Genomic DNA, 20,227 nt, shown 5'->3' on the forward strand with positions numbered 1-20,227 from the left:
GAATGCGTAAGAGGTTCTGACAGGAGCGGCGGGCTGGACTTCGTCATTTGACGGCACCGAATGACAGGCCCCGCACCAGCTGTTTCTGGCTGATCCAGCCGAAGATCAGGATGGGCGCACAGGCCAGGGTCGATACCGCCGAGAGCTTGGCCCAGAACAACCCTTCAGGGCTGGAATATGAAGCGATCAACGCCGTCAACGGTGCCGCGTTGGATGAGGTCAGGTTCAGCGACCAGAATGCTTCGTTCCAGCACAGGATCAACGACAGCAGGGCAGTGGAGGCCAGCCCGCCCTTGCAGATCGGGATCAGCACCTTGAAGATTTCCTGGCGGGTACTGGCCCCGTCCAGACGGGAAGCTTCGAGGATTTCGCCCGGAATATCCTTGAAGTAGGTGTAAATCATCCAGACCACGATGGGCAGGTTGATCAGGGTGTAGATCACGATCAGGGCGATGCGCGAATCCAGCAGGCCAAAGGTCTTGGCCAGCAGGTAAATCGGCATCAACACGCCCACCGGCGGCAGCATCTTGGTGGACAGCATCCACAACAGCGTGCTTTTGGTGCGCTTGGTCTCGAAGAACGCCATGGAGTAGGCCGCCGGAATCGCGATCAGCATGCACAACGCTGTGGCGCTGAAGGAAATCAGCACCGAGTTCCAGGCGAAGTGAAAGTAGTCGCTGCGCTCCTGGATGTGCAGGTAGTTCTCCAGGGTCGGCATGAAAATGAACTGCGGCGGCGTGGCGAAGGCGTCGATCTCGGTCTTGAAGCTGGTCAACACCATCCAGAAGATCGGAAAGAAGATCAGCGCCGCGATGGCCCAGCACAGCATGCCGAGCAGTACGCTTTGCAGGCGACGGGATTGTTTGAGCGTCATCATGGCAAGGCCCTCATGACTTGTCGGTGAGGTTTTTGCCGATCATCCGAATCAGGATGATCGCCGCAATATTGGCAATGACCACGGCAATCAGACCGCCCGCCGACGCCATGCCCACGTCGAACTGCAGCAGCGCCTGGTTGTAGATCAGGTACGCCAGGTTGGTCGAGGCGAACCCAGGGCCTCCGTTGGTGGTGGTGAAGATTTCGGCGAACACCGAGAGCAGAAAGATGGTTTCGATCATCACCACGACGGCGATAGGCCGGGCCAGGTGCGGCAGGGTCAGGTGCCAGAAGATTGCGATGGGGCCAGCGCCGTCCAGACGTGCCGCTTCCTTCTGCTCCTGATCCAGAGATTGCATGGCAGTCATCAGAATCAGGATGGCGAACGGCAGCCATTGCCAGGACACGATGATAATGATCGACAGCAGCGGGAAGTGCGCCAGCCAGTCGACGGGCTGGGCGCCAAAAAACTTCCAGACAGCGGCGAGAATGCCGGACACCGGATGAAAAATCAGGTTCTTCCAGATCAGCGCACTGACCGTCGGCATGATGAAAAAAGGCGAAATCAGCAGCACGCGCACGATGCCACGGCCGAAAAACTCGCTGGCCTCCAGCAACGCCGAGATCAGTACGCCGAGAATCACACTGATGGCCAGCACACTGCCCACGAGCAAGAGGGTGTTGGTGGCACCGGGTATGAAGCCGCTGTCCGTGACGAAGTATTCGAAGTTTTCCAGGCCAACGAATTCGTTCTCGCCAGGGTTGAGCAGGTTGTAGCGGATCAGGGAGAAGTAAATGGTCATGCCCAGCGGCACGATCATCCAGACCAGCAACAGCAGCACTGAAGGGCTGACCAGAAACCAGCCGGGTCTGGTCAGACGGCTTTTTGGGGCCTGTGGTTGTGCGCTGGCCGATTCCCTGCGCGGGTCGAGGGCTGAGGTATTCATGATGACTCCGAACCTGGGGGCATGAGGGAGCGGGTGCCGAGGGCGCAACGTCCCTCGGCCGATAGTCCGTGACGACTATTTCTTCGGATAACCCGCGCGTTTCATGTCCCGTTGCGTAGCAGTCTGCGCGGCGGCCAGGGCCGCATCCACGGAAGTCGAGCCCACCAGCGCCGCAGAGAACTGCTGGCCCACGGACGTCCCGATGGCCTGGAATTCAGGGATGGTCACCAATTGAATGCCCACATACGGCACAGGCTTGAGCGTGGGCGTTTTGGGCGTGACCGCTTTGAGGGATTCCAGGGTGATTTTCGCGAACGGCGCGGCTTTCATGTACTCGTCGCTGTACGTCGAAGCCCGGGTGCCAGGGGGCACGTTGGCGACACCGTCTTTTTCGGCGACCAGCGCGGCGTACTCTTGGGACGTGGCCCAACTGCTGAAGGTCTTGGCGTCCACCTGGTTTTTTGCACTGACCGGGATGGCCAACGCCCAGGAGTAAAGCCATGCAGAGCCTTTGTCGGTCACTTCATGAGGCGCGTAGGTAAAGCCGACGTTATCGGCCACCTTGCTTTGGGTTTTATCGGTCACAAAAGAACCGGCAACGCTGGCATCAATCCAGATCGCGCATTTGCCGCTGTTGAACAGCGCCAGGTTTTCGTTGAAACCATTGCTGGATGCCCCCGGTGGCCCGGATTTTTTCATGGTGTTGACGTAGAAATTCAGCGCGTTCTTCCACTCTGGCTGATCGAACTGGGGTTTCCACTGCTCATCGAACCAGCGCCCGCCAAACGCATTGGCGATGGTGGTGATCAACGCCATGTTCTCGCCCCAGCCGGCCTTGCCCCGCAGGCAAATGCCGTATTGCTCCTTGGTTTTGTCGGTCAGCTTGTCCGCAAACCCGGCAATCTGCGTCCAGGTGGGCCGCTCGGGCATGGTCAGCCCTGCGGCCTTGAACAGGTCGGTGCGGTAATAAGTCATGGAGCTTTCGGCGTAGAACGGCAGCGCATACAGCTTGCCGTCTACCGACAGGCCATCGCGCACGGAGGGGAATACGTCATCCAGTGCATAGCTGGCGGGCAAGTCCTTCATCTCTTGCAACCAGCCTTTGGCGCCCCACAGCGAAGCCTCGTACATGCCAATCGTCAGCACGTCGAACTGGCCGCCTTTGGTGGCGATGTCGGTGGTCAGGCGCTGACGCAAGACGTTCTCTTCCAGGACAACCCAATTGAGCTTGATGTCCGGATGCTGTTCTTCGAAGGTCTTGGACAGCCGCTGCATGCGGATCATGTCGCTGTTGTTGACGGTTGCGATGGTCACAGTGCCCGCGCTGACCAGGCCGCTGAGCGTCAGGCAGGTGCAGGCAAGTAGCAGTTTTGCTGAGGTCTTCATCGATCACTCCTCTTCCGCGGCCAGTGACTGCAGAAGCTTGGTTATTGTTTTTGTCTCTTCCGGAGGCAAGGAAGATGTGCACTGATTACAACGGCCCGCAGACGCAATGACAAATCCTGCGCAACACTGCAACTGATACTTTTTTGCACTGGCTGAGTGGGGCGAAACCCGTCTCGGCCACGCTGTAGCAGCCAACAGCGCTGTCTGAGCGTAGACGGTGAGGATTGGGGAGGGGTGAATCAGTACAGGTTTTGTTCGGTCAGGCGCTGAACGGCGAGGCGGCGGTAATGAGAAGGGGTCATGCCCTTGAGCTGCTGAAAGCGTCGATTGAAGTTGGAAATATTGTTGAACCCGGACTCAAAACACACGTCAGTGACCGGCTTGTCGCCCACGGCCAGTAACTCGCAGGATTTGCTGATCCGCAGGCGATTGACGAACTCGACAAAGCAGCGCCCGGTGGCCTGCTTGAAGACGCGAGAGAAGTACGTGGGCTTCATGCCCAGATACTCGGCGACTTCTTCCAACGGCAATTCCCGGCCGTAGTGGGCAAAGATATAGTCCACGGCGCGGTTGGTCCGGTCGACACTGTGCTCGTCGGTCATCTGTGTTGACGTCGTGCCGGACAGCAACTGGTAATCATCGCTGGCCGCCAGCAACTCCAGCAGGATGAAGAAGTGACCGAGACGACTGATGCCTTTGGAGTCGGCAATCTTCTGCATCAACTTCGTGGCCTGGCGGATGGTGCGTTTGCAGCGAAACTCGATGCCTGACTGCGCCCGCTCCAGCAATGGCGCCAGGGTTTTGAGCTCGGCGAAGACCTGATTGCCACCTTCCAGCAGTTCGTCGGTGAAATTCACCAGCATGTCGCGCTTGGGGATGACCTCATCCTCTTCCACCTGGCTGATCCAGTTATGGGGCAGGTTGGGGCCGGTGAGGAACAGGCTTTCGGGGTAAAAATTGCCGATGTAGTCGCCGACAAAGACCTTCCCCGAACTGGCAACGATCAGGTGCAGCTCATACTCTTTATGGAAGTGCCAGCGCACCAGGGGGCATGGGAAACCGTGCTCGCGATAGATGATCGACAACCCGTTGTGATCGTCCATCAGCTCGTAGGATGGGTCAGAAACTCTTGTTGTTTTTGTCATGCGGTGGCCATTCAAAGAGTTGCCAAGCGGTTAATGTGCACTATTTGGACACGGGATCAAACCGCTTGGGCGTCAGTTGGCGGTACCCGGATAACTTCGAGGGGCATCCCATCCATGAAAACTGTCCTGCTGATCGGCATTGGTGCCGGTGACCCGGAGCACATCACCGTTCAGGCAATCAATGCTCTCAATCGTGCCCAGGTGTTTTTCATCCTCGACAAAGGGTATGCCGATGACGAATTGTTACGGCTGAGAACAGAGATCTGCCAGCGCTATATCACCGCTCCGGGTTATCGGATTGTTGTCGTCCATGACCCGCAGCGAAAGGCTGATCCACTGTCCTATCAACGGGGTGTCGAGCGCTGGCACGAGCAGCGGGCGGTGTTGTTCGAGCGCTTGATCGACGAGGAACTCAGGCCGGATGAAACGGGCGGATTTCTGGTATGGGGCGACCCGTCTCTTTACGACAGTACCCTGCGAATCCTTGAGCGAGTGCTAAGTCGGGGGGCTATTGCCTTCGATTACCAGGTGATTCCGGGCATCTCCAGCGTCCAGGCGCTGGCGGCGCAGCACCGCATCCCCCTGAACCGGATCGGCGAACCTATCCAGATCACCACAGGCCGCCGCCTGGCCTTGGATGAAGGCGCGAACGTGGACAACACCGTGGTGATGCTCGACGCCCACAGCGCGTTCGAGGGGTTTTTAGGGCGTGGCTTGCATATCTACTGGGGGGCGTATTTAGGCACTGACCACGAAATACTCATCGCGGGCGAGCTGGATGAGGTGTGTGAGCACATCAAGCACGTCAGGCAGAAGGCCCGTCAGGACAGGGGCTGGATCATGGACGCTTACCTGCTGCGCAAGCTGGATTGAATCGCGAAACACGCCGCCGGAAGCTGATGAGGCCCTGAAGTGCCTGGCCGCGAATCTAGACGATCCGGTTCTTCGCTTCGATCCACTGCGCCATGTATTGGGTGCTTTTATGATGATGGTGGCGCAGCATCAAGCCTGTGAAATTCGCGATACGGTGCGCTTCCAGGTTTTCACGCAGCGTGGCAATTCTGTCGATCAGGCTTTTGCAATGCTGTTTGTGCTGGTAACGCGCTTCAAGCAGCGCCCAGCCCGTCTGTTGCGCCTGCTGCCATAACGGCTGGTCCTGATACAAACGCACCGCGCCCTGAGCGATCTCTGTTGCGCTGCTGGCGACGATTCCCGGCCATGGCATGTCGCCGTGCATGGCTTCAGCGCCAATGGGCGAGGTGATTGTCGGGGTGCCGCACCGCATGGCGTCGACGATCTTCCCCTTGATACCTGCGCCAAAGCGCAAAGGGGCCAGGCAAACGCGAGCCTGGGACATGACCTGCAAAGCGTCCGGCGCCCAGTTCATGATGTGAAAGCCCTGACTGGCGTTATGCAGCGCCGTGGCCTTGGGCGGCGTATAAGCACCGTAAATGTGCAGCTGCGCTGTGGGCAGCTGTTGACGAATCAAGGGCCAGACCGCGGTCTTCATCCATAACACGGCGTCCCAGTTGGGGGCGTGGCGAAAGTTGCCGATGCTGAGGAAGTGGGCGCGCTCTTTGAAGGAGGGGACCGCAGTAGTGCTCCCCTCTATCATCAACGGGCACCAATGCAGCAAAGCGGAAGGCATCCCGAATCGGGTTGTGAGCAGGTGCATCTCGACGTCGGAGGTCATCAGGCTGAGGTCCGAACGGTAGAGCGCCGCCACTTCACGCTGAGCCAGATCACTGGCAGCCATGTCGGGAAAAATCGTCTGCCATGACGATTGAAAGTATTCATTTAAATCATCAGGTTTGGCACTTTCTCCGAGAAATCGCTTGAGCTGAAGGTGCCGGGTATTGCGCAGGCTTTGCAGGTCGGAAGTCTCAAGAATGCGCAGCGCCTGGGGGCATTGCTTCTCGACCCGCCAGCCAAATTGCTCCTCGATCATGAACTGGTCGAACAACACGATATCCGGAGCCAGTTGGCTGACAAATACATCGAAACTGCTGTTGTTGAGTTCGATGCGCTCTTGCGTGATGCCCAGCGCGTCGAGGTCTGCCCGGTGTTCGCCCTCTGTAGCGGGGCTGGCGAAGGTTATTTGCCAGCCTTGCTCCAGAAAGCACTGGATCAACTGCATCATGTGTCCACTGGCAGCCGAGGAGCGTGGCTCCGGCCAGACATAACCAATGATAAGGACGCGGGTCGGCTGCGCAGTGCTCATGGCAATCGAGTGAGGGGTGTCAGGCTTGTCCAAGAACGCTTTTGACCTTGTCTCGCAGTTGATCGATGGAAAACGGTTTGCCGATTAAATGCATGCCGGGGGGCACGTCGAGAGTTTCCGAGTAGCCGCTGGCGAACAGCACCGGCAGCGTAGCGCGAAGCTGACGGGCCTGGTGTGCCAGCTCAAAGCCGGTCGTGTCAGGCAAGCCCTGATCGGTCATCAGCAGATGGATAGTGGTCATTTCGTCACGCAGGATCGCCAATGCCGACTCCCCGTCCTCAGCCTCCAGAACGCTGTACTCCAGCTCCTCAAGCACGTCGACGATCAGCATCCGCACAATGTTGTCGTCCTCGACTACGAGAATGGTGCTGGTAGACATAATGAGTTCCTTTGAAAAATGAAGATGACTGGGCGCGCCCGTTAATGAGTAAGCGAAATACCTCTGGAAGTTCCTGTAGACCGGAAAAACAATGATTTTAAGCTTGATTGGCAGTAAACGGTCACATTCCTTGGCCTAATAGCTGGAAAATCTGACAAAAGACTGAAATTTCAAATTGATGTGTCAGAAATCAGAGTCTTTTCCTGAAGATTGCGGCAGACTCGTACGTTTGATTAATCGTATGGGACTTCTCATGAACCATCCGTCTGCCGTCGATGAGCAACGTTTCCGTAAAGTGCTGAGCCGCAATGTCAGCCTGCCGTTATGGGTTGGCGTCATCAGTGCGGTGTTTTTTGTCGGCCTGATCAGTTATCTGCTGTCTGTGATTCAGTGGGTCGAGCATACAGACCGGGTGCTGAACAACACCAATCGCGCCCTCAAGCTGTCCATCGACATGGAAACCGGCATGCGCGGCTTTTTGCTCACCGGGGATGAGCACTTCCTTGACCCCTACGAAGTGGCCAAGCCCGGGGTTAATGCAGAGCTTGAAGGGCTGGAAGCGCTGGTGGCTGATAACCCGGCTCAAGTCGACCGCCTCAAGCGCCTGGTCGCGTTGCAAACCGAGTGGAACGGTTTCGCTCAGGAGATGATTGCGCTGCGTCGTGAGAACGGTGACTACACGGGCGCGGTTCAGGCGGGGCGTGGCAAGCGCCTGACAGATGAAATTCGCAATCAATACGAACAGGTCGTCGCGACAGAGCAACAGTTACGCCTGACACGCAACAATGATGTCACCCGAACCACTGTTTTTTCAGTGGCGCTGTATCTGATATTCATCCTGAGCGTCAGCGGTATGTTGGCTTACGTGGGGCGACGGGACATGCTCGCCTTGTCTACCAGTTATGCCGACAACCTCAAACTCAAGGAGGCCAATGCCGAGCGGCTGCAAAAGCTGGCCTGGCTACGCAACGGTCAGAGCGAGCTGGCGGAACAAGTGCTGGGTCAACTGACCCTGAACATGGTGGGCGCCAAGGTATTGCAGTTTTTTGCTCAATATATGGGGGCGGTGGTCTCCGCCGTTTATGTCAGCCAGGAACATGGCGGCCTTAAACGCGTGGCGTGCTATGGGTTTTCCCGGGAGCAGGAAAACAACGAGCAGTCGATCTACAGCGGCGAAGGGATTGTGGGGCAGGCTGCCCGGCACAAGCAGATCATCAGGCTTGAAGATGTCGCCGTGGACTATTTCAAGGTGGCGTCGGGGCTGGGAGAGGGCGCGCCACGCAGCGTGGTCGTGATTCCCACCAGCAACGACGATCATGTCAATGGCGTCATCGAACTGGGCTTCTTACGCCCGTTGACGGAACAGGACATCGAATTTTTCGAGCTGATTGCCGACAACGTCGGTACGTCTATCGAAGCGGCGCGTTATCGTCAGCGCCTTCAGGAAGTGCTAGCTGAAACCCAGCAGCTCAACGAAGAGTTGCAGGTTCAACAGGAAGAACTGCGCACCGCCAACGAAGAGCTTGAGGAGCAATCGCGCATCCTCAAGGAGTCACAGGCCAATCTTGAAACCCAGCAAGCCGAACTTGAGCAAACCAACGAACAGTTGTCCGAACAAGGTCAGGCGCTGGCTGACCAGCGGGATGCGCTGGACCGCAACAACGAAGAGCTGCATCTCGCCCAGATCGAGCTGGAAGCCCGCGCCGAAGAGTTGCAGCGTTCAAGCAAGTACAAGTCAGAATTCCTCGCCAACATGTCCCATGAGTTGCGTACGCCGCTCAACAGCTCGCTGATCCTGGCCAAGCTGCTGGCGGAAAACCCCACGGAGAACCTCACCGCCGAACAGGTCAAGTTCGCCGAGTCGATTTATTCGGCGGGTAACGATCTGCTGAATCTGATCAATGACATTCTGGATATTTCCAAGGTGGAGGCCGGCAAACTCGAAGTGCGCCCGGAGAACAGCAGCGTGGCGCGTCTGGTGGAAGGTTTGCGGTCCATGTTTCAGCCGCTGGCTGCTGACAAGAGCCTGGACTTTCACGTGGAGTTGCAGACGGGCACGCCGACCATTCTGTACACGGATCGCCAGCGTCTGGAACAGATCCTGAAAAACCTGCTGTCCAACGCCATCAAGTTCACGGAAAGCGGCACGGTTAGCATGATTGTTTCCAGACAGCCGGGCGAAGGCATCGTGTTTACAGTACGCGATTCGGGGATTGGCATCGCCAAGGAACAGCAGCAGAGCATCTTCGAAGCGTTCCGTCAGGCGGACGGTACAACCAATCGCCGTTATGGCGGAACAGGGCTGGGCCTGTCGATTTCCCGGGATCTGGCCACCTTGCTCGGTGGTTCCATCAGCGTGACCAGCGAGCCGGGGCAGGGCAGTATTTTCACGCTGGTATTGCCTGAGCAGTATGTTGAACAGGTGCAACTCGAATATGGTCAGGCGCCCATACCGGCGATTGCTCCTCCATTGCCCGTTGCCCGTATCGAGTCCATACCGGCAGTGGCCGCTGCGACACCGACACCGACACTGGCATCGGCATCAACTCAGCCCCGCGTGGACTTTGCCGATGACCGCGACAAGGCGCCGTTCACCAAACGTTGCATTCTGGTGATCGAGGACGAAGTGGCGTTTGCGCGGATTCTTTTCGATCTGGCCCATGAGTTGGGCTATCACTGCCTGGTCGCTCATGCGGCGGACGACGGGTTCAATCTGGCAGCGCAGTACATACCCGATGCCATCCTGCTGGACATGCGCCTCCCGGATCACTCGGGTCTCACCGTTCTGCAGCGTCTCAAGGAACTGGCGTCGACTCGTCATATCCCGGTCCACGTTATTTCCGTGGAAGATCGCCAGGAGGCCGCCATGCACATGGGCGCTGTCGGTTACGCGGTCAAACCGACCACCCGGGAAGAACTCAAGGATGTGTTTGCCAAGCTGGAAGCCAAGCTGACCCAGAAGGTCAAACGGGTCCTGTTGGTAGAAGACGATGCCTTGCAGCGCGACAGTATCGCGCGGTTGATTGGTGATGATGACATCGAGATCACGGCGGTGGGTTTTGCCCAGGATGCTCTGGACCTGCTTCGCGAGAATATCTATGACTGCATGATCATCGACCTCAAACTGCCGGACATGCTGGGTAATGATTTGCTCAAGCGAATGTCCACCGAAGAAATCCGCTCGTTCCCGCCGGTGATCGTTTACACCGGCCGCAATCTGACCCGGGATGAAGAAGCCGAGCTGATGAGGTATTCCCGCTCGATCATCATCAAGGGCGCGCGCTCGCCTGAGCGGCTGCTGGATGAGGTCACGCTGTTCCTGCATAAGGTCGAAGCGCAACTGTCCAGCGAGCGACAGAAAATGCTCAAGACGGCGCGCAGTCGGGACAAGGTATTCGAAGGCCGCAAGATCCTGGTGGTCGACGACGATGTGCGCAACATCTTCGCCCTGACCAGCGCTCTGGAACACAAGGGGGCCATTGTCGAGATCGCCCGCAATGGCCTTGAGGCCATCAGCAAGCTCAATGAGGTCCAGGACGTCGATCTGGTCTTGATGGACGTGATGATGCCTGAGATGGACGGCTATGAAGCGACCACCGAAATTCGCAAGGACCCTCGCTGGCGCAAGTTGCCGATCATCGCGGTGACGGCCAAGGCCATGAAGGATGACCAGGAACGCTGCCTGCAGTCCGGTTCCAACGATTATCTGGCCAAGCCTATCGACCTGGATCGTCTGTTTTCGCTGATCCGCGTCTGGTTGCCCAAAATGGAACGTATTTGACTTGCAGCGGCCCAACTCGAGCCTTCGCCTTCATCATCAGGTTGACCCATGCCTCACGACCCCAATACCGAGATCGAGTTACGCCTTCTGATCGAGGCGATTTACCTCAAATACAGCTACGACTTTCGCGATTACTCGGGCGCCTCGGTCAAGCGTCGGGTCAACCATGCGCTGCGCCAGTTCGATTGCTCCACCATCTCCGCGTTGCAGGAGCGGGTGCTGCACGACCCGGCGGCATTCATGCAATTGCTGCAGTTCCTCACCATTCCGGTCAGCGAGATGTTTCGCGATCCGGAGCATTTTCTGGCCATCCGCCAGGAAGTGGTGCCGCTGCTCAGGACATATCCGTCAATCAAGATATGGATTGCGGGTTGCAGCACCGGGGAAGAGGTCTATTCGATGGCCATTCTGCTCCGTGAAGAGGGCTTGCTGGACCGCACCATTATTTACGCCACGGACATCAATCCAAGGTCGCTGGAGAAGGCCAAGCAGGGGATTTTTTCCCTGGAGAATATCCGTGCTTACACCGATAACTATCTGAAGGCAGGGGGGCAGCGGGATTTTTCGGATTACTACACCGGTGCTTACGACTACGCCATTTTCGACAAGACCCTGCGCGAGAACGTGACCTTTGCCGACCATAGCCTGGCCACGGACAGCGTATTCTCTGAAACCCAGTTAATTTCCTGTCGTAATGTGTTGATTTATTTCAATAAAAAACTTCAGGATCGCGCTTTCGGGCTGTTCCACGAATCCCTGTGTCATCGCGGCTTCCTGGTATTGGGCAGCAAAGAGACCCTGGATTTCTCGGCTTACAGCAAGAAGTTTGAGGCCTTGGTCAAACAGGAGCGGATCTACCGCAAGTCATGAAGACGACCCTCAATAGCGGTGAACGGGCTGATTGGGCATTGCCTGTAGTGGATGCGATCGTGGTAGGCGCGTCGGCCGGCGGCGTTGAAGCCCTGCTGAACGTGTTTGCTTCCATCAAGCCGGGCTTTCGCCTGCCGATTCTCACGGTGCTGCATGTGCCCGAGGAACGACGCAGCCAGCTGGCTCAAGTGTTCGCCGCGCGCCTGCCGATTCGGGTCAAGGAAGCAGACGATAAGGAAGACATTGCTCCCGGCACTTTGTATTTCGCTGCGCCCGGTTACCATTTGTCGGTCGAGGCTGACCGCAGTCTTTCCCTGAGCCAGGAAGACCGCGTGTACCACTCGCGGCCGAGTATCGACATTCTGTTCAGCTCGGCCGCCGACGCATTCGGGGCCCGTCTGGCGGGCATATTGCTGACCGGCGCGAATAACGATGGGGCTTCAGGTCTGGCCTATATCAAGGATTGTGGGGGATTAACGGTGGTACAGGATCCGAATCAGGCTCAGGCGCGTACCATGCCCGAGGCGGCGCTGGCATTGCACAGCCCCGATTACCTGCTGCCGTTGAATGACATTAGCCAACTATTGGTCGAGCTGGAAAGAATCGCATGCTGAGTCATATTCAAGCCAAGCTGCTGATCGTGGACGATCTTCCAGAAAACCTTTTGGCACTCGAAGCGCTGATCAAGCGCGAGGACCGAGCCGTCTTCAAGGCATTGTCAGCGGACGAAGCGCTGTCGCTATTGCTGCAACATGAGTTCGCCATGGCGATTCTTGACGTACAAATGCCGGGGATGAACGGTTTCGAGCTGGCTGAGCTGATGCGTAGCACGGAGCGCACCAAGAACATCCCCATTGTGTTTGTCAGTGCCGCCGGCCGCGAGCTCAATTATGCGTTCAAGGGCTACGAGAGCGGTGCAGTGGACTTTCTGCACAAGCCTCTGGATATCCACGCGGTCAAGAGCAAGGTCAACGTGTTTGTGGACCTGTACCGCCAGCGCAAGGCCATGAAGGCGCAGGTCGAAGCGCTTGAGCAAAGCCGTCAGGAACAGGAAGCCTTGCTCAACCAGTTGCAGTCCACGCAGAACGAGCTTGAGCGCGCCGTGCGTATGCGCGATGACTTCATGTCGATCGTCTCCCATGAAGTTCGGACGCCCCTCAACGGGCTGATCCTGGAGACCCAGTTACGCAAGCTGCATCTGGCCAAGGACAACATGGCGGCGTTCACGCTGGAAAAACTGCGGGCGATGGTCGACCGCGACGAGCGGCAAATCCAGAGTCTGATCCGCTTGATTGAAGACATGCTTGATGTGTCCCGCATTCGTACCGGCAAGTTGTCGATCCGTACCAACCCGTTCGATCTGGTGGAGCTGGTCAGTAAACTGCTGGAAAATTTCTCGGCGCAAATTGCGGCCGCCGGGTCCACTGTCAGCTTTTTCGCTGACGAGCCGGTCATCGGTGTGTGGGATGAGTTTCGCATTGAACAGGTCGTGGCCAACCTGCTGACCAATGCCTTGCGTTACGGCGCGCGCAAGCCTATCGAAGTGCGTGTGTACAGTGAGGGCGGCCAGGCGCTGGTAGACGTGCAGGATCAAGGCATCGGCGTGAGTCTGGAAAACCAGAAGCGCATCTTTCAGCAGTTCGAGCGTGTCACGGCCAATCATGCGGTGCACGGCTTGGGCTTGGGTTTGTTCATCTCCGATCAGATCGTCGCGGCTCACGGCGGGAAAATCATGGTCGAGAGCGAGGAAGGCAAAGGTTCGCTGTTTCGCATCTGCCTGCCGCTTTGAGTGCATGGATGGACCGGGCAGATTTATCTGATATTTGCGCAACCTAAGGCACACGCCACGGTCGTAATGGCAGCTATCTACAGATCAAAGGCAGTCCAATGAGCTCTGATGCAGAAAATGTCGTACTCATCGTCGAAGACGAACCGCTGATTCTCATGTTGCTCGCCGATTACCTGGCAGGAGAGGGCTACCGTGTCTTGCAGGCTGAGAATGGCGAGCAAGCGTTTGAAATTCTCGCCACCAAGCCGCACCTGGATTTGATGATCACCGACTACCGCCTGCCCGGGGGGATTTCAGGCGTCATGATTGCAGAGCCAGCGGTGAAGCTACGCCCTGAATTGAAGGTGATTTTCATCAGCGGTTATCCCGCGGAAATCACCGACTCCGGCAGCCCGATTGCCTTCAAAGCACCGATCCTCGCCAAGCCGTTCACCATGGACAGCCTGCATTTGCAGATCCAGAGCCTGCTTTCCTGAACTGAACTCGCCCTGATAACGCCACTGACTGCCAGGTCGATGGCGTTGAGAACCCGGCTTCACGCTTCGATCATTTCCCGAACCTTGGCCGTCAGGTGATCAAAGGCAAACGGCTTGGTGATCATCTGCATGCCGTTATCAAGAAATCCTGCCCGCACGGCGGCGTGTTCGGCATAACCGGTGATAAACAGCACTTTGAGGCCGGGCCTCAGTTGACGGCCGATTTCAGCAAGCTGACGCCCGTTCATGCCGGGTAGGCCCACGTCGCTGATCAATAAGTCGATGCGCTGACCGGACTCCAGAATCGGCACTGCCGAATCGGCGGCGGCGGCGACCAGAAACCTGTAACCCAGTTCGCTCAGGACTTCGCTGACCAACGCCCGTACGGCCGGATCATCTTCAACAATCAGAACCGTTTCCCCCTCATTGGCCTCGGTCTCTCTGCCGACATAGGCAAGATCGTCCTGAATTTGCTCGCCCTTAAAACGTGGCAGGAATAACTGCACCGTAGTGCCGCTCCCCACCTCGCTTTTGATCGAGACGTGGCCGTGGGACTGTTTGCTGAATCCATAGATCATCGACAGCCCAAGACCGGTTCCCTGACCTATTGGTTTGGTGGTGAAGAAAGGATCAAACGCGCGGCTGATGACGGCCTCAGGCATGCCGTAGCCCGAATCACTGACGCTCAGCACCACGTAGTCACCCGGCAGCAGGTTGTCATGAGCATCCGTGAACGACCGGTCCAGGCGCTGATTGAAGGTTTCCACCACCAGCAGCCCCCCATCGGGCATGGCGTCCCGGGCGTTGAGCACAAGATTGAGTAGAGCGCTCTCCAACTGGTTGGGATCGGCCTCCGCTGTCCAGAGTTGCCCATTGAGCCGCATATCCAGCTGGATGCTTTCATTGAGGCTGCGATGGATTAACTCGCCCATGGAGCTGACCAGTTGATTCATCTGAACAGGCTTGGAATCCAGTGATTGGCGGCGGGAGAACGCCAGCAGGCGATGGGTGAGGGCGGCGGCACGGTTGGCCGAGGTCACACCCAGATCGATCAGGCCGTCCAGATCCTCGGTGCGGCCCCGGGCAAGCCGCCTTCGCAGCAGCTCCAGGCTGCCGATGATCCCGGTCAGCATGTTGTTGAAGTCGTGGGCGATACCGCCGGTCAACTGTCCAACCGCTTCCATCTTTTGCGACTGACGCAGGATTTCCTCGTTGTGGCGCAGTTGGGAAGTCCGTTCTTCGACTTGCTGTTCGAGGGTTTCGTTGAGACGGCGTAACTGGGCTTCGGCCTGTTTTCGCTCGGTGATGTCCGAGGTGACACCGGCCAGCGAAATAACCTTGCCGTTCCTGGCGCGGATGGCTCTGGCACGCACGTCCAGCCAGTGCAATGAACCGTCGGGCCAGACGTTGCGGTACTCGACGACGAAGTCATCACCTGAATCCAGACTGCGCTGCAAGGCAGACTGCATGGGAGGCTGATCGTCGGCGTAGACCGAGTCCAGCCAATGGTCACACTCAAAGGCGTCATATTCGTCCCGGCCATGATGGGCTTTGCTGATGGCCGAGCAGGTCAGGGTCATGAACTCCGCCTCCAGTTGCCATGAGCCCAGGCGCCCGGCCTTCAGGGCATGCTGCAAACGTTGCTCGCTTTCCAACAGGTCTTCCATGCGCGCCCTGGCTTCATACTGACGGCGACGGCTGCGCACGGCGGTGGTCACCAGACTCACGAGGGTCGCTGGATGGAAAGGGCGCTCAAGAAAGGTGACGTTACCCAGCAGTGGACCGAGGTAGGCCGACGGGTTCTGTTCCGGTCCTCCGTGGTGCGTCAATAGCACAATAGGGATGTCTGACCAGGCGGGTTGCTGTTTCAGCGTTTCGAGCAGAGGGCTCAGGTCGGCGCTTCTAAGCGCCTCGTCAGCGATAATGGCCATGCCCGCGCCGCAGTTGAGTTCGTGGCTCAAGTCAGTGAGCGTCTGAACAACCATGGCGGGGAAACCTGCCTCTTGCAGAAGCGCCAATGCAATCTGGCTGTCACGTCCCCGCGGGGCAAGGATGATTGCCCGTTCCGATAACAGTCCGGGCGTGCTCACGCGTCTTCATCCTGCATCAGCGGGTTGCCCGCGCCGGTGTAGTGAGGAATACCACGCAAGACGCCCTGAAAGGCTTCCAGCGGCGCACCGATTTTCAGGCCCTGATGGCTGATGCGGTATTCCCGGATTGTGGACTCGTGGGTCCCGGTGCGTTTTTTGATAATGGAAATGGCGCGCCTTACCTGACCCATGGCTTCAAAGTAACGCAGCAGGATAACGGTGTCGGCCAGATAGGTAATATCCACCGGCGCACGCATGTCCCCCACCAGGCCATGTTGGGCAACCGTCATGAAGGTCGATGCGCCCTGACGGTTGAGGTAGAGCAACAACTCGTGCATGTGCAGCACCAGGGCGTTCTCTTCCGGCATCGCTGCCTGATAGCCGTTGATACTGTCGATCACCACGGTCTTGATCCGCTTCTCGTCGACGCAACTGCGCACCCGGTGCGCAAACTCGCCAGGGGACAGTTCTGCGGCATCGACTTGCTCGATCAAGAGATCTCCTGTGGCCTCCAAAGCCGCCAGGTCAATGCCAACCTTGAGCATGCGGTTAAACAGCAGCCCTAGCTCTTCATCGAAAATAAACAGGGCAACGCGTTCGCCACGGGCCACCGCGGCTGCCGCGAAAACCAGGGATATAAGGGATTTGCCGGTACCGGCCGGCCCGAGTATCAAGGTGCTGGAGCCGCCATCGATGCCGCCGCCGAGCAACGAGTCAAGTTGGCTGATGCCACTGGACATGACGGTTCGCTCGTATTGATTGCGGTGTTCAGCCGCCACCAGGCGCGGGAAGACATGAATGCCGTCGGCCATGATGGTGAAGTCATGAAAGCCGCCACGGTATTTCACCACCCGCAGACGGCGACGTTCCGCGCCATAGTTCGGGTTGAGTTCTTCCAGGCGGATCACGCCATGAGCGACGCTGTGCACGGTCTTGTCCAGTGCTTCAGTGGTCAGGTCGTCCAACAGCAATACGGTTGCGTCAAAACGGGCAAAGTAATGTTTGATCGACAGGATCTGACGGCGATAGCGCAGTGAGCTTTGCGCCAGCAAGCGAATCTCCGACAGGCTGTCGATCACCACCCGCGTCGGTTTTACACGGTCAACGACTTCAAAGATCTGCCGTGTGGCTTCACCCAGTTCCAGGTCCGAGGAGTACAGCAGGCTTTGATGATTGTCACTGTTGAGCAGGCTTTCCGGAGGGGTGAGTTCGAAGATGACGATGTTCTCGCCCAACTCCCAGCCGTGTGACGTGGCACCCTCGCGCAGTTCGCGATCGGTTTCTGACAACGTAATGTAGAGGCAGCGTTCGCCGGCTTTGGCTCCCGCTTGAAGAAAGTGCAAGGCTACAGTGGTTTTTCCTGTTCCGGGTTCTCCCTCAAGCAGGAAAACATGACGTCGAGACAGACCTCCGCAAAGGATGTCGTCAAGACCCAAGATGCCGGTTGCTGCTTTTGATGTAATCAAGAATCGCCCTCTCGCGACCTGGGGAAGTATCCGCGCGGGTCTGCCTCTTACCGGCTGCAGCGCCGCGTATTGCTTGTTGTGTGAGTCAGTATTGCTTACTTGATACTGGACCGCTGTGCCTATCAGCGGTTCAGAATTTTTGCCCGATGTCATTGGATTTTCCACGCCGGCAGACCCGCCGCAGGTCCCGCAAATGGCGGATTCAACGCCTTCTGGCAGCCTTGGCACCTTGTTATAGTCGATGGCCTGAAGTTTGATTGCCGACCCCGAATAACATTTCTATTGGAGGATTGAATCCGTGCCTGACTACCAAGCTTTTGCGGTTGAAGTGAAGGATCACATTGCTCACGTACAGATCAACCGGCCGGACAAAATCAATGCTATGAACGCGGCATTCTGGTCTGAAATCATCGAGATTTTTCAGTGGGTCGACGACACGGACGATGTACGCGTGGTGGTGCTCAGTGGTGCCGGCAAGCATTTTTCTTCGGGCATCGACCTGGCGATGCTTGCCAGCGTGGCCAACGAGTTGGGTAAGGATGCGGGCCGCAATGCGCGGACGTTACGACGGACCATTCTTAGGCTGCAGGCTTCCTTCACGGCCGTCGACAAGTGTCGCAAGCCTGTTCTGGCAGCCATCCAGGGCTATTGCCTGGGAGGGGCCATCGATCTGATTTCTGCCTGCGACATGCGCTACGCCGCCGAAGATGCCCAGTTCGCTATCCGCGAGATTGACATGGGCATGGCGGCCGATGTCGGCACCTTGCAACGTCTGCCACGTATCATCGGTGATGGCATGATGCGTGAGCTGGCCTACACCGGCCGCACGGTTCATGCACAAGAGGCTCAACGCATAGGTTTGGTCAACGGAACTTTTGCCGACCTGACGGGCCTGCTTGAGGGTGTGTTCGCCATTGCGCGCGAAATAGCGTCCAAGTCGCCTATCGCGATTGCCGGCACCAAGGAAATGATTACTTACATGCGTGACCACCGGATTGATGACGGCCTGGAACACGTTGCTATCTGGAACGCCGCCATGCTGCAATCAGCGGACCTGAAGCTGGCCATGGTGGCGCACCTGAGCAAGCAGAAACCCATATTCGAGAATTAAGTAAGGGAGGGTTCCATGACAAGCCTCGGACGCTGGACTACAGCAGTGCTGGATACCGAATTCACCGGTGGCTGGGCGGTGGTTAACAGCGAGCAAGGTTTCCTGATGGACGAACAGGGGGTGATGTTCCCCCGCGAATGGCTGAAAAGCCAGGACCTGCCGGTGATCAGCGAACACGGTATTGGCCATTTTGATGGCGAACCGGTGTTCGTCCTGGTGCTCAAGGGCGCCGTGGAGGTTGACGGTTGTCGATGGCAGGGGCTGCGGCAATTCATGATGGAAGGTGACTTCGACATTTTCCAGAAGCTGGGCTATGCGGCACAGATCAGCACCTGGGCTCGAGAACACCGGTACTGCGGCAGTTGCGGCAGACCTATGCAGCAGGTGCCCGGGGAGCGGGCGATGTACTGCGAGCATGACAACCTGCGGTTCTACCCGCGCATTTCACCGAGCATGATTGTGTTGATTACCCGTGGAGACGAGATTCTTCTGGCGCGTTCGCCGCGGTTTGTCACGGGCATGTACAGCGCACTGGCCGGTTTTGCCGAGCCGGGTGAGTCCGTGGAGGAGTGTGTCCACCGGGAGGTCATGGAAGAGGTGCAGGTCAGGATCAGGAACATCACCTACATGGGCAGCCAGTGCTGGCCTTTTCCCCATTCGATGATGTTGGGTTTTCACGCGGAATATGAAAGCGGCAACATCGTGCCCCAGGCCGACGAAATCGAAGACGCCCGCTGGTTCAGTATCCACGATTTACCGCCGCTTCCGGCCAACCGTTCCATTGCCCGCTATCTGATTGATGTCTACGTGGCCCGACGCTTAGGCACCCCCGAACCAGTGCTGCCAGGCTAGGCGAACCGTCAGCCCGAGGACGACCGTGATAAACACCGGGCGGATGAATTTTGCACCGCCCTTGATCGCTGTTCTTGCGCCGATAGCGGCACCGACCATCAACGCTGACCCCATGCTCAAGCCGATCAACCAGTCCACCTGGCCGGAAAAGATGAACACCGACAGCGCGGCGGCGTTGCTGACGAAATTCATGCTACGCGCCACGCCGCTGGCCTTGACCAGATCCAGCGGGTAAATCAGCAGGCTACTGACGGTCCAGAACGCACCGGTGCCCGGGCCAGCCACGCCATCGTAGAACCCCAGCCCGAGACCCTGTGGCAACTGCCATTTCTTTTTTATCGGGGCATTGCTGTCCAGCGGTGCCTTGGGCGTGCCGCCGAACAGCAGATACAAGCCGCAGCCGAAGACGATGACCGGGAGCATCTGGTTCAACCACTCGGCAGGCAAGTAATGCGCGACCACAGCGCCGATCAGCGCGCCGACAGCCGTGCCCACCAACGCATGAACCCACTGGCGGGGATCGAACAGCTTGCGCCGGTAGAACGTGAAGCTGGCAATGGCCGAACCGAAGGTGGAACTGAGCTTGTTGGTGCCCAGTACCAGGTGGGGCGGCAGGCCGGCCGTCATCAGGGCCGGCGTGGTCAGCAGGCCACCGCCGCCTGCAATGGCGTCGATGAATCCGGCAACAAAGGCAACGACCGCGAGCACAGCAAGGGTAGTGAAGTCGACACTGAGTTCAAAGGGCATGGCGAGGGGCTTATAGGGCAGTTTGCGCAGAAAGGCTGCGTCATAAGCCGCGCATCTTAACCCCAAGCGGACGGCCTGTCAGGTCGCGCCC

General features: G+C 57.8%; 17 protein-coding genes. 8 read left to right on the top strand and 9 right to left on the bottom strand.

Features of this window, described 5'->3' with window-relative positions:
* Positions 1-43 precede the first annotated feature (43 nt).
* From ACP7B0_RS02240 to ACP7B0_RS02255, 4 genes are all read right to left on the bottom strand, one after another.
* On the bottom strand, positions 44-877 hold the full coding sequence (locus ACP7B0_RS02240) for a carbohydrate ABC transporter permease (protein WP_426139293.1): 834 nt from the start codon (positions 875-877) through the stop codon (positions 44-46).
* A gap of 10 nt (positions 878-887) precedes the next feature.
* Positions 888-1,823, bottom strand: a complete 936-nt coding sequence (locus ACP7B0_RS02245) for a carbohydrate ABC transporter permease (protein ID WP_426139294.1) — start codon at positions 1,821-1,823, stop codon at positions 888-890.
* A gap of 75 nt (positions 1,824-1,898) precedes the next feature.
* Positions 1,899-3,209 carry an ABC transporter substrate-binding protein gene (locus tag ACP7B0_RS02250; protein ID WP_426139295.1) on the bottom strand — a complete coding sequence of 437 codons (1,311 nt, stop codon included), beginning with the start codon at positions 3,207-3,209 and terminating at the stop codon, positions 1,899-1,901.
* A gap of 239 nt (positions 3,210-3,448) precedes the next feature.
* Entirely contained in the window at positions 3,449-4,354 is a 906-nt protein-coding gene (locus tag ACP7B0_RS02255) for an AraC family transcriptional regulator (RefSeq protein ID WP_426139296.1), read from the bottom strand.
* A 114-nt stretch (positions 4,355-4,468) separates the two neighbouring features.
* Here ACP7B0_RS02255 and cobF point away from each other — a divergent pair, with 114 nt between their 5' ends.
* Entirely contained in the window at positions 4,469-5,227 is a 759-nt protein-coding gene (gene cobF / locus ACP7B0_RS02260) for a precorrin-6A synthase (deacetylating) (protein ID WP_426139297.1), read from the top strand.
* A 55-nt stretch (positions 5,228-5,282) separates the two neighbouring features.
* On the opposite strand, the gene ACP7B0_RS02265 is transcribed toward cobF, so the two are convergent.
* Complete coding sequence (locus ACP7B0_RS02265; protein WP_426139298.1) at positions 5,283-6,575, bottom strand: glycosyltransferase; 1,293 nt, start codon at positions 6,573-6,575, stop codon at positions 5,283-5,285.
* A 19-nt stretch (positions 6,576-6,594) separates the two neighbouring features.
* Positions 6,595-6,954, bottom strand: coding sequence for a response regulator (locus tag ACP7B0_RS02270; protein ID WP_426139299.1), 360 nt, complete (start codon positions 6,952-6,954; stop codon positions 6,595-6,597).
* Positions 6,955-7,195: 241 nt separating this feature from the next.
* On the opposite strand from ACP7B0_RS02270, the gene ACP7B0_RS02275 reads away from it, so the two are divergent.
* The 5 genes from ACP7B0_RS02275 (at position 7,196) to ACP7B0_RS02295 (ending at position 13,870) form a co-directional block, all read left to right on the top strand.
* Positions 7,196-10,735 (top strand): response regulator, encoded by a 3,540-nt coding sequence (locus tag ACP7B0_RS02275; protein WP_426139300.1) that lies wholly within the window; start codon positions 7,196-7,198, stop codon positions 10,733-10,735.
* Between the two features lie 48 nt (positions 10,736-10,783).
* Positions 10,784-11,605, top strand: coding sequence for a CheR family methyltransferase (locus tag ACP7B0_RS02280; RefSeq protein ID WP_426139301.1), 822 nt, complete (start codon positions 10,784-10,786; stop codon positions 11,603-11,605).
* Positions 11,602-12,219, top strand: coding sequence for a chemotaxis protein CheB (locus ACP7B0_RS02285; RefSeq protein WP_426139302.1), 618 nt, complete (start codon positions 11,602-11,604; stop codon positions 12,217-12,219). Before ACP7B0_RS02280 ends, ACP7B0_RS02285 begins: the two co-directional genes overlap by 4 nt.
* Positions 12,213-13,394, top strand: coding sequence for a hybrid sensor histidine kinase/response regulator (locus ACP7B0_RS02290; protein ID WP_426139303.1), 1,182 nt, complete (start codon positions 12,213-12,215; stop codon positions 13,392-13,394). Before ACP7B0_RS02285 ends, ACP7B0_RS02290 begins: the two co-directional genes overlap by 7 nt.
* A 98-nt stretch (positions 13,395-13,492) precedes the next feature.
* The gene (locus ACP7B0_RS02295) at positions 13,493-13,870 is read left to right on the top strand and encodes a response regulator (protein ID WP_426139304.1); all 378 of its coding nucleotides are present in this window, start codon (positions 13,493-13,495) and stop codon (positions 13,868-13,870) included.
* A gap of 59 nt (positions 13,871-13,929) precedes the next feature.
* Here ACP7B0_RS02295 and ACP7B0_RS02300 read toward each other — a convergent pair whose 3' ends face one another.
* Both ACP7B0_RS02300 and ACP7B0_RS02305 read right to left on the bottom strand, forming a co-directional pair.
* The gene (locus tag ACP7B0_RS02300; RefSeq protein WP_426139305.1) at positions 13,930-15,960 is read right to left on the bottom strand and encodes a response regulator; all 2,031 of its coding nucleotides are present in this window, start codon (positions 15,958-15,960) and stop codon (positions 13,930-13,932) included.
* Positions 15,957-17,426, bottom strand: a complete 1,470-nt coding sequence (locus ACP7B0_RS02305; protein WP_426139306.1) for an ATPase domain-containing protein — start codon at positions 17,424-17,426, stop codon at positions 15,957-15,959. Before ACP7B0_RS02305 ends, ACP7B0_RS02300 begins: the two co-directional genes overlap by 4 nt.
* Before the next feature lie 298 nt (positions 17,427-17,724).
* Here ACP7B0_RS02305 and ACP7B0_RS02310 point away from each other — a divergent pair, with 298 nt between their 5' ends.
* Both ACP7B0_RS02310 and nudC read left to right on the top strand, forming a co-directional pair.
* The gene (locus tag ACP7B0_RS02310; RefSeq protein WP_426139307.1) at positions 17,725-18,537 is read left to right on the top strand and encodes a crotonase/enoyl-CoA hydratase family protein; all 813 of its coding nucleotides are present in this window, start codon (positions 17,725-17,727) and stop codon (positions 18,535-18,537) included.
* A gap of 15 nt (positions 18,538-18,552) precedes the next feature.
* The gene (gene nudC, locus ACP7B0_RS02315) at positions 18,553-19,389 is read left to right on the top strand and encodes an NAD(+) diphosphatase (protein WP_426139308.1); all 837 of its coding nucleotides are present in this window, start codon (positions 18,553-18,555) and stop codon (positions 19,387-19,389) included.
* Here the strand turns inward: nudC and ACP7B0_RS02320 are convergent.
* Positions 19,357-20,136 carry a TSUP family transporter gene (locus tag ACP7B0_RS02320; protein ID WP_426139309.1) on the bottom strand — a complete coding sequence of 260 codons (780 nt, stop codon included), beginning with the start codon at positions 20,134-20,136 and terminating at the stop codon, positions 19,357-19,359. The two genes, nudC and ACP7B0_RS02320, sit on opposite strands and share 33 nt — an antisense overlap.
* Between the last annotated feature and the right edge of the window lie 91 nt (positions 20,137-20,227).

It is taken from the genome of Pseudomonas sp. DWP3-1-2 (assembly GCF_049896285.1).
GTDB lineage: Bacteria > Pseudomonadota > Gammaproteobacteria > Pseudomonadales > Pseudomonadaceae > Aquipseudomonas.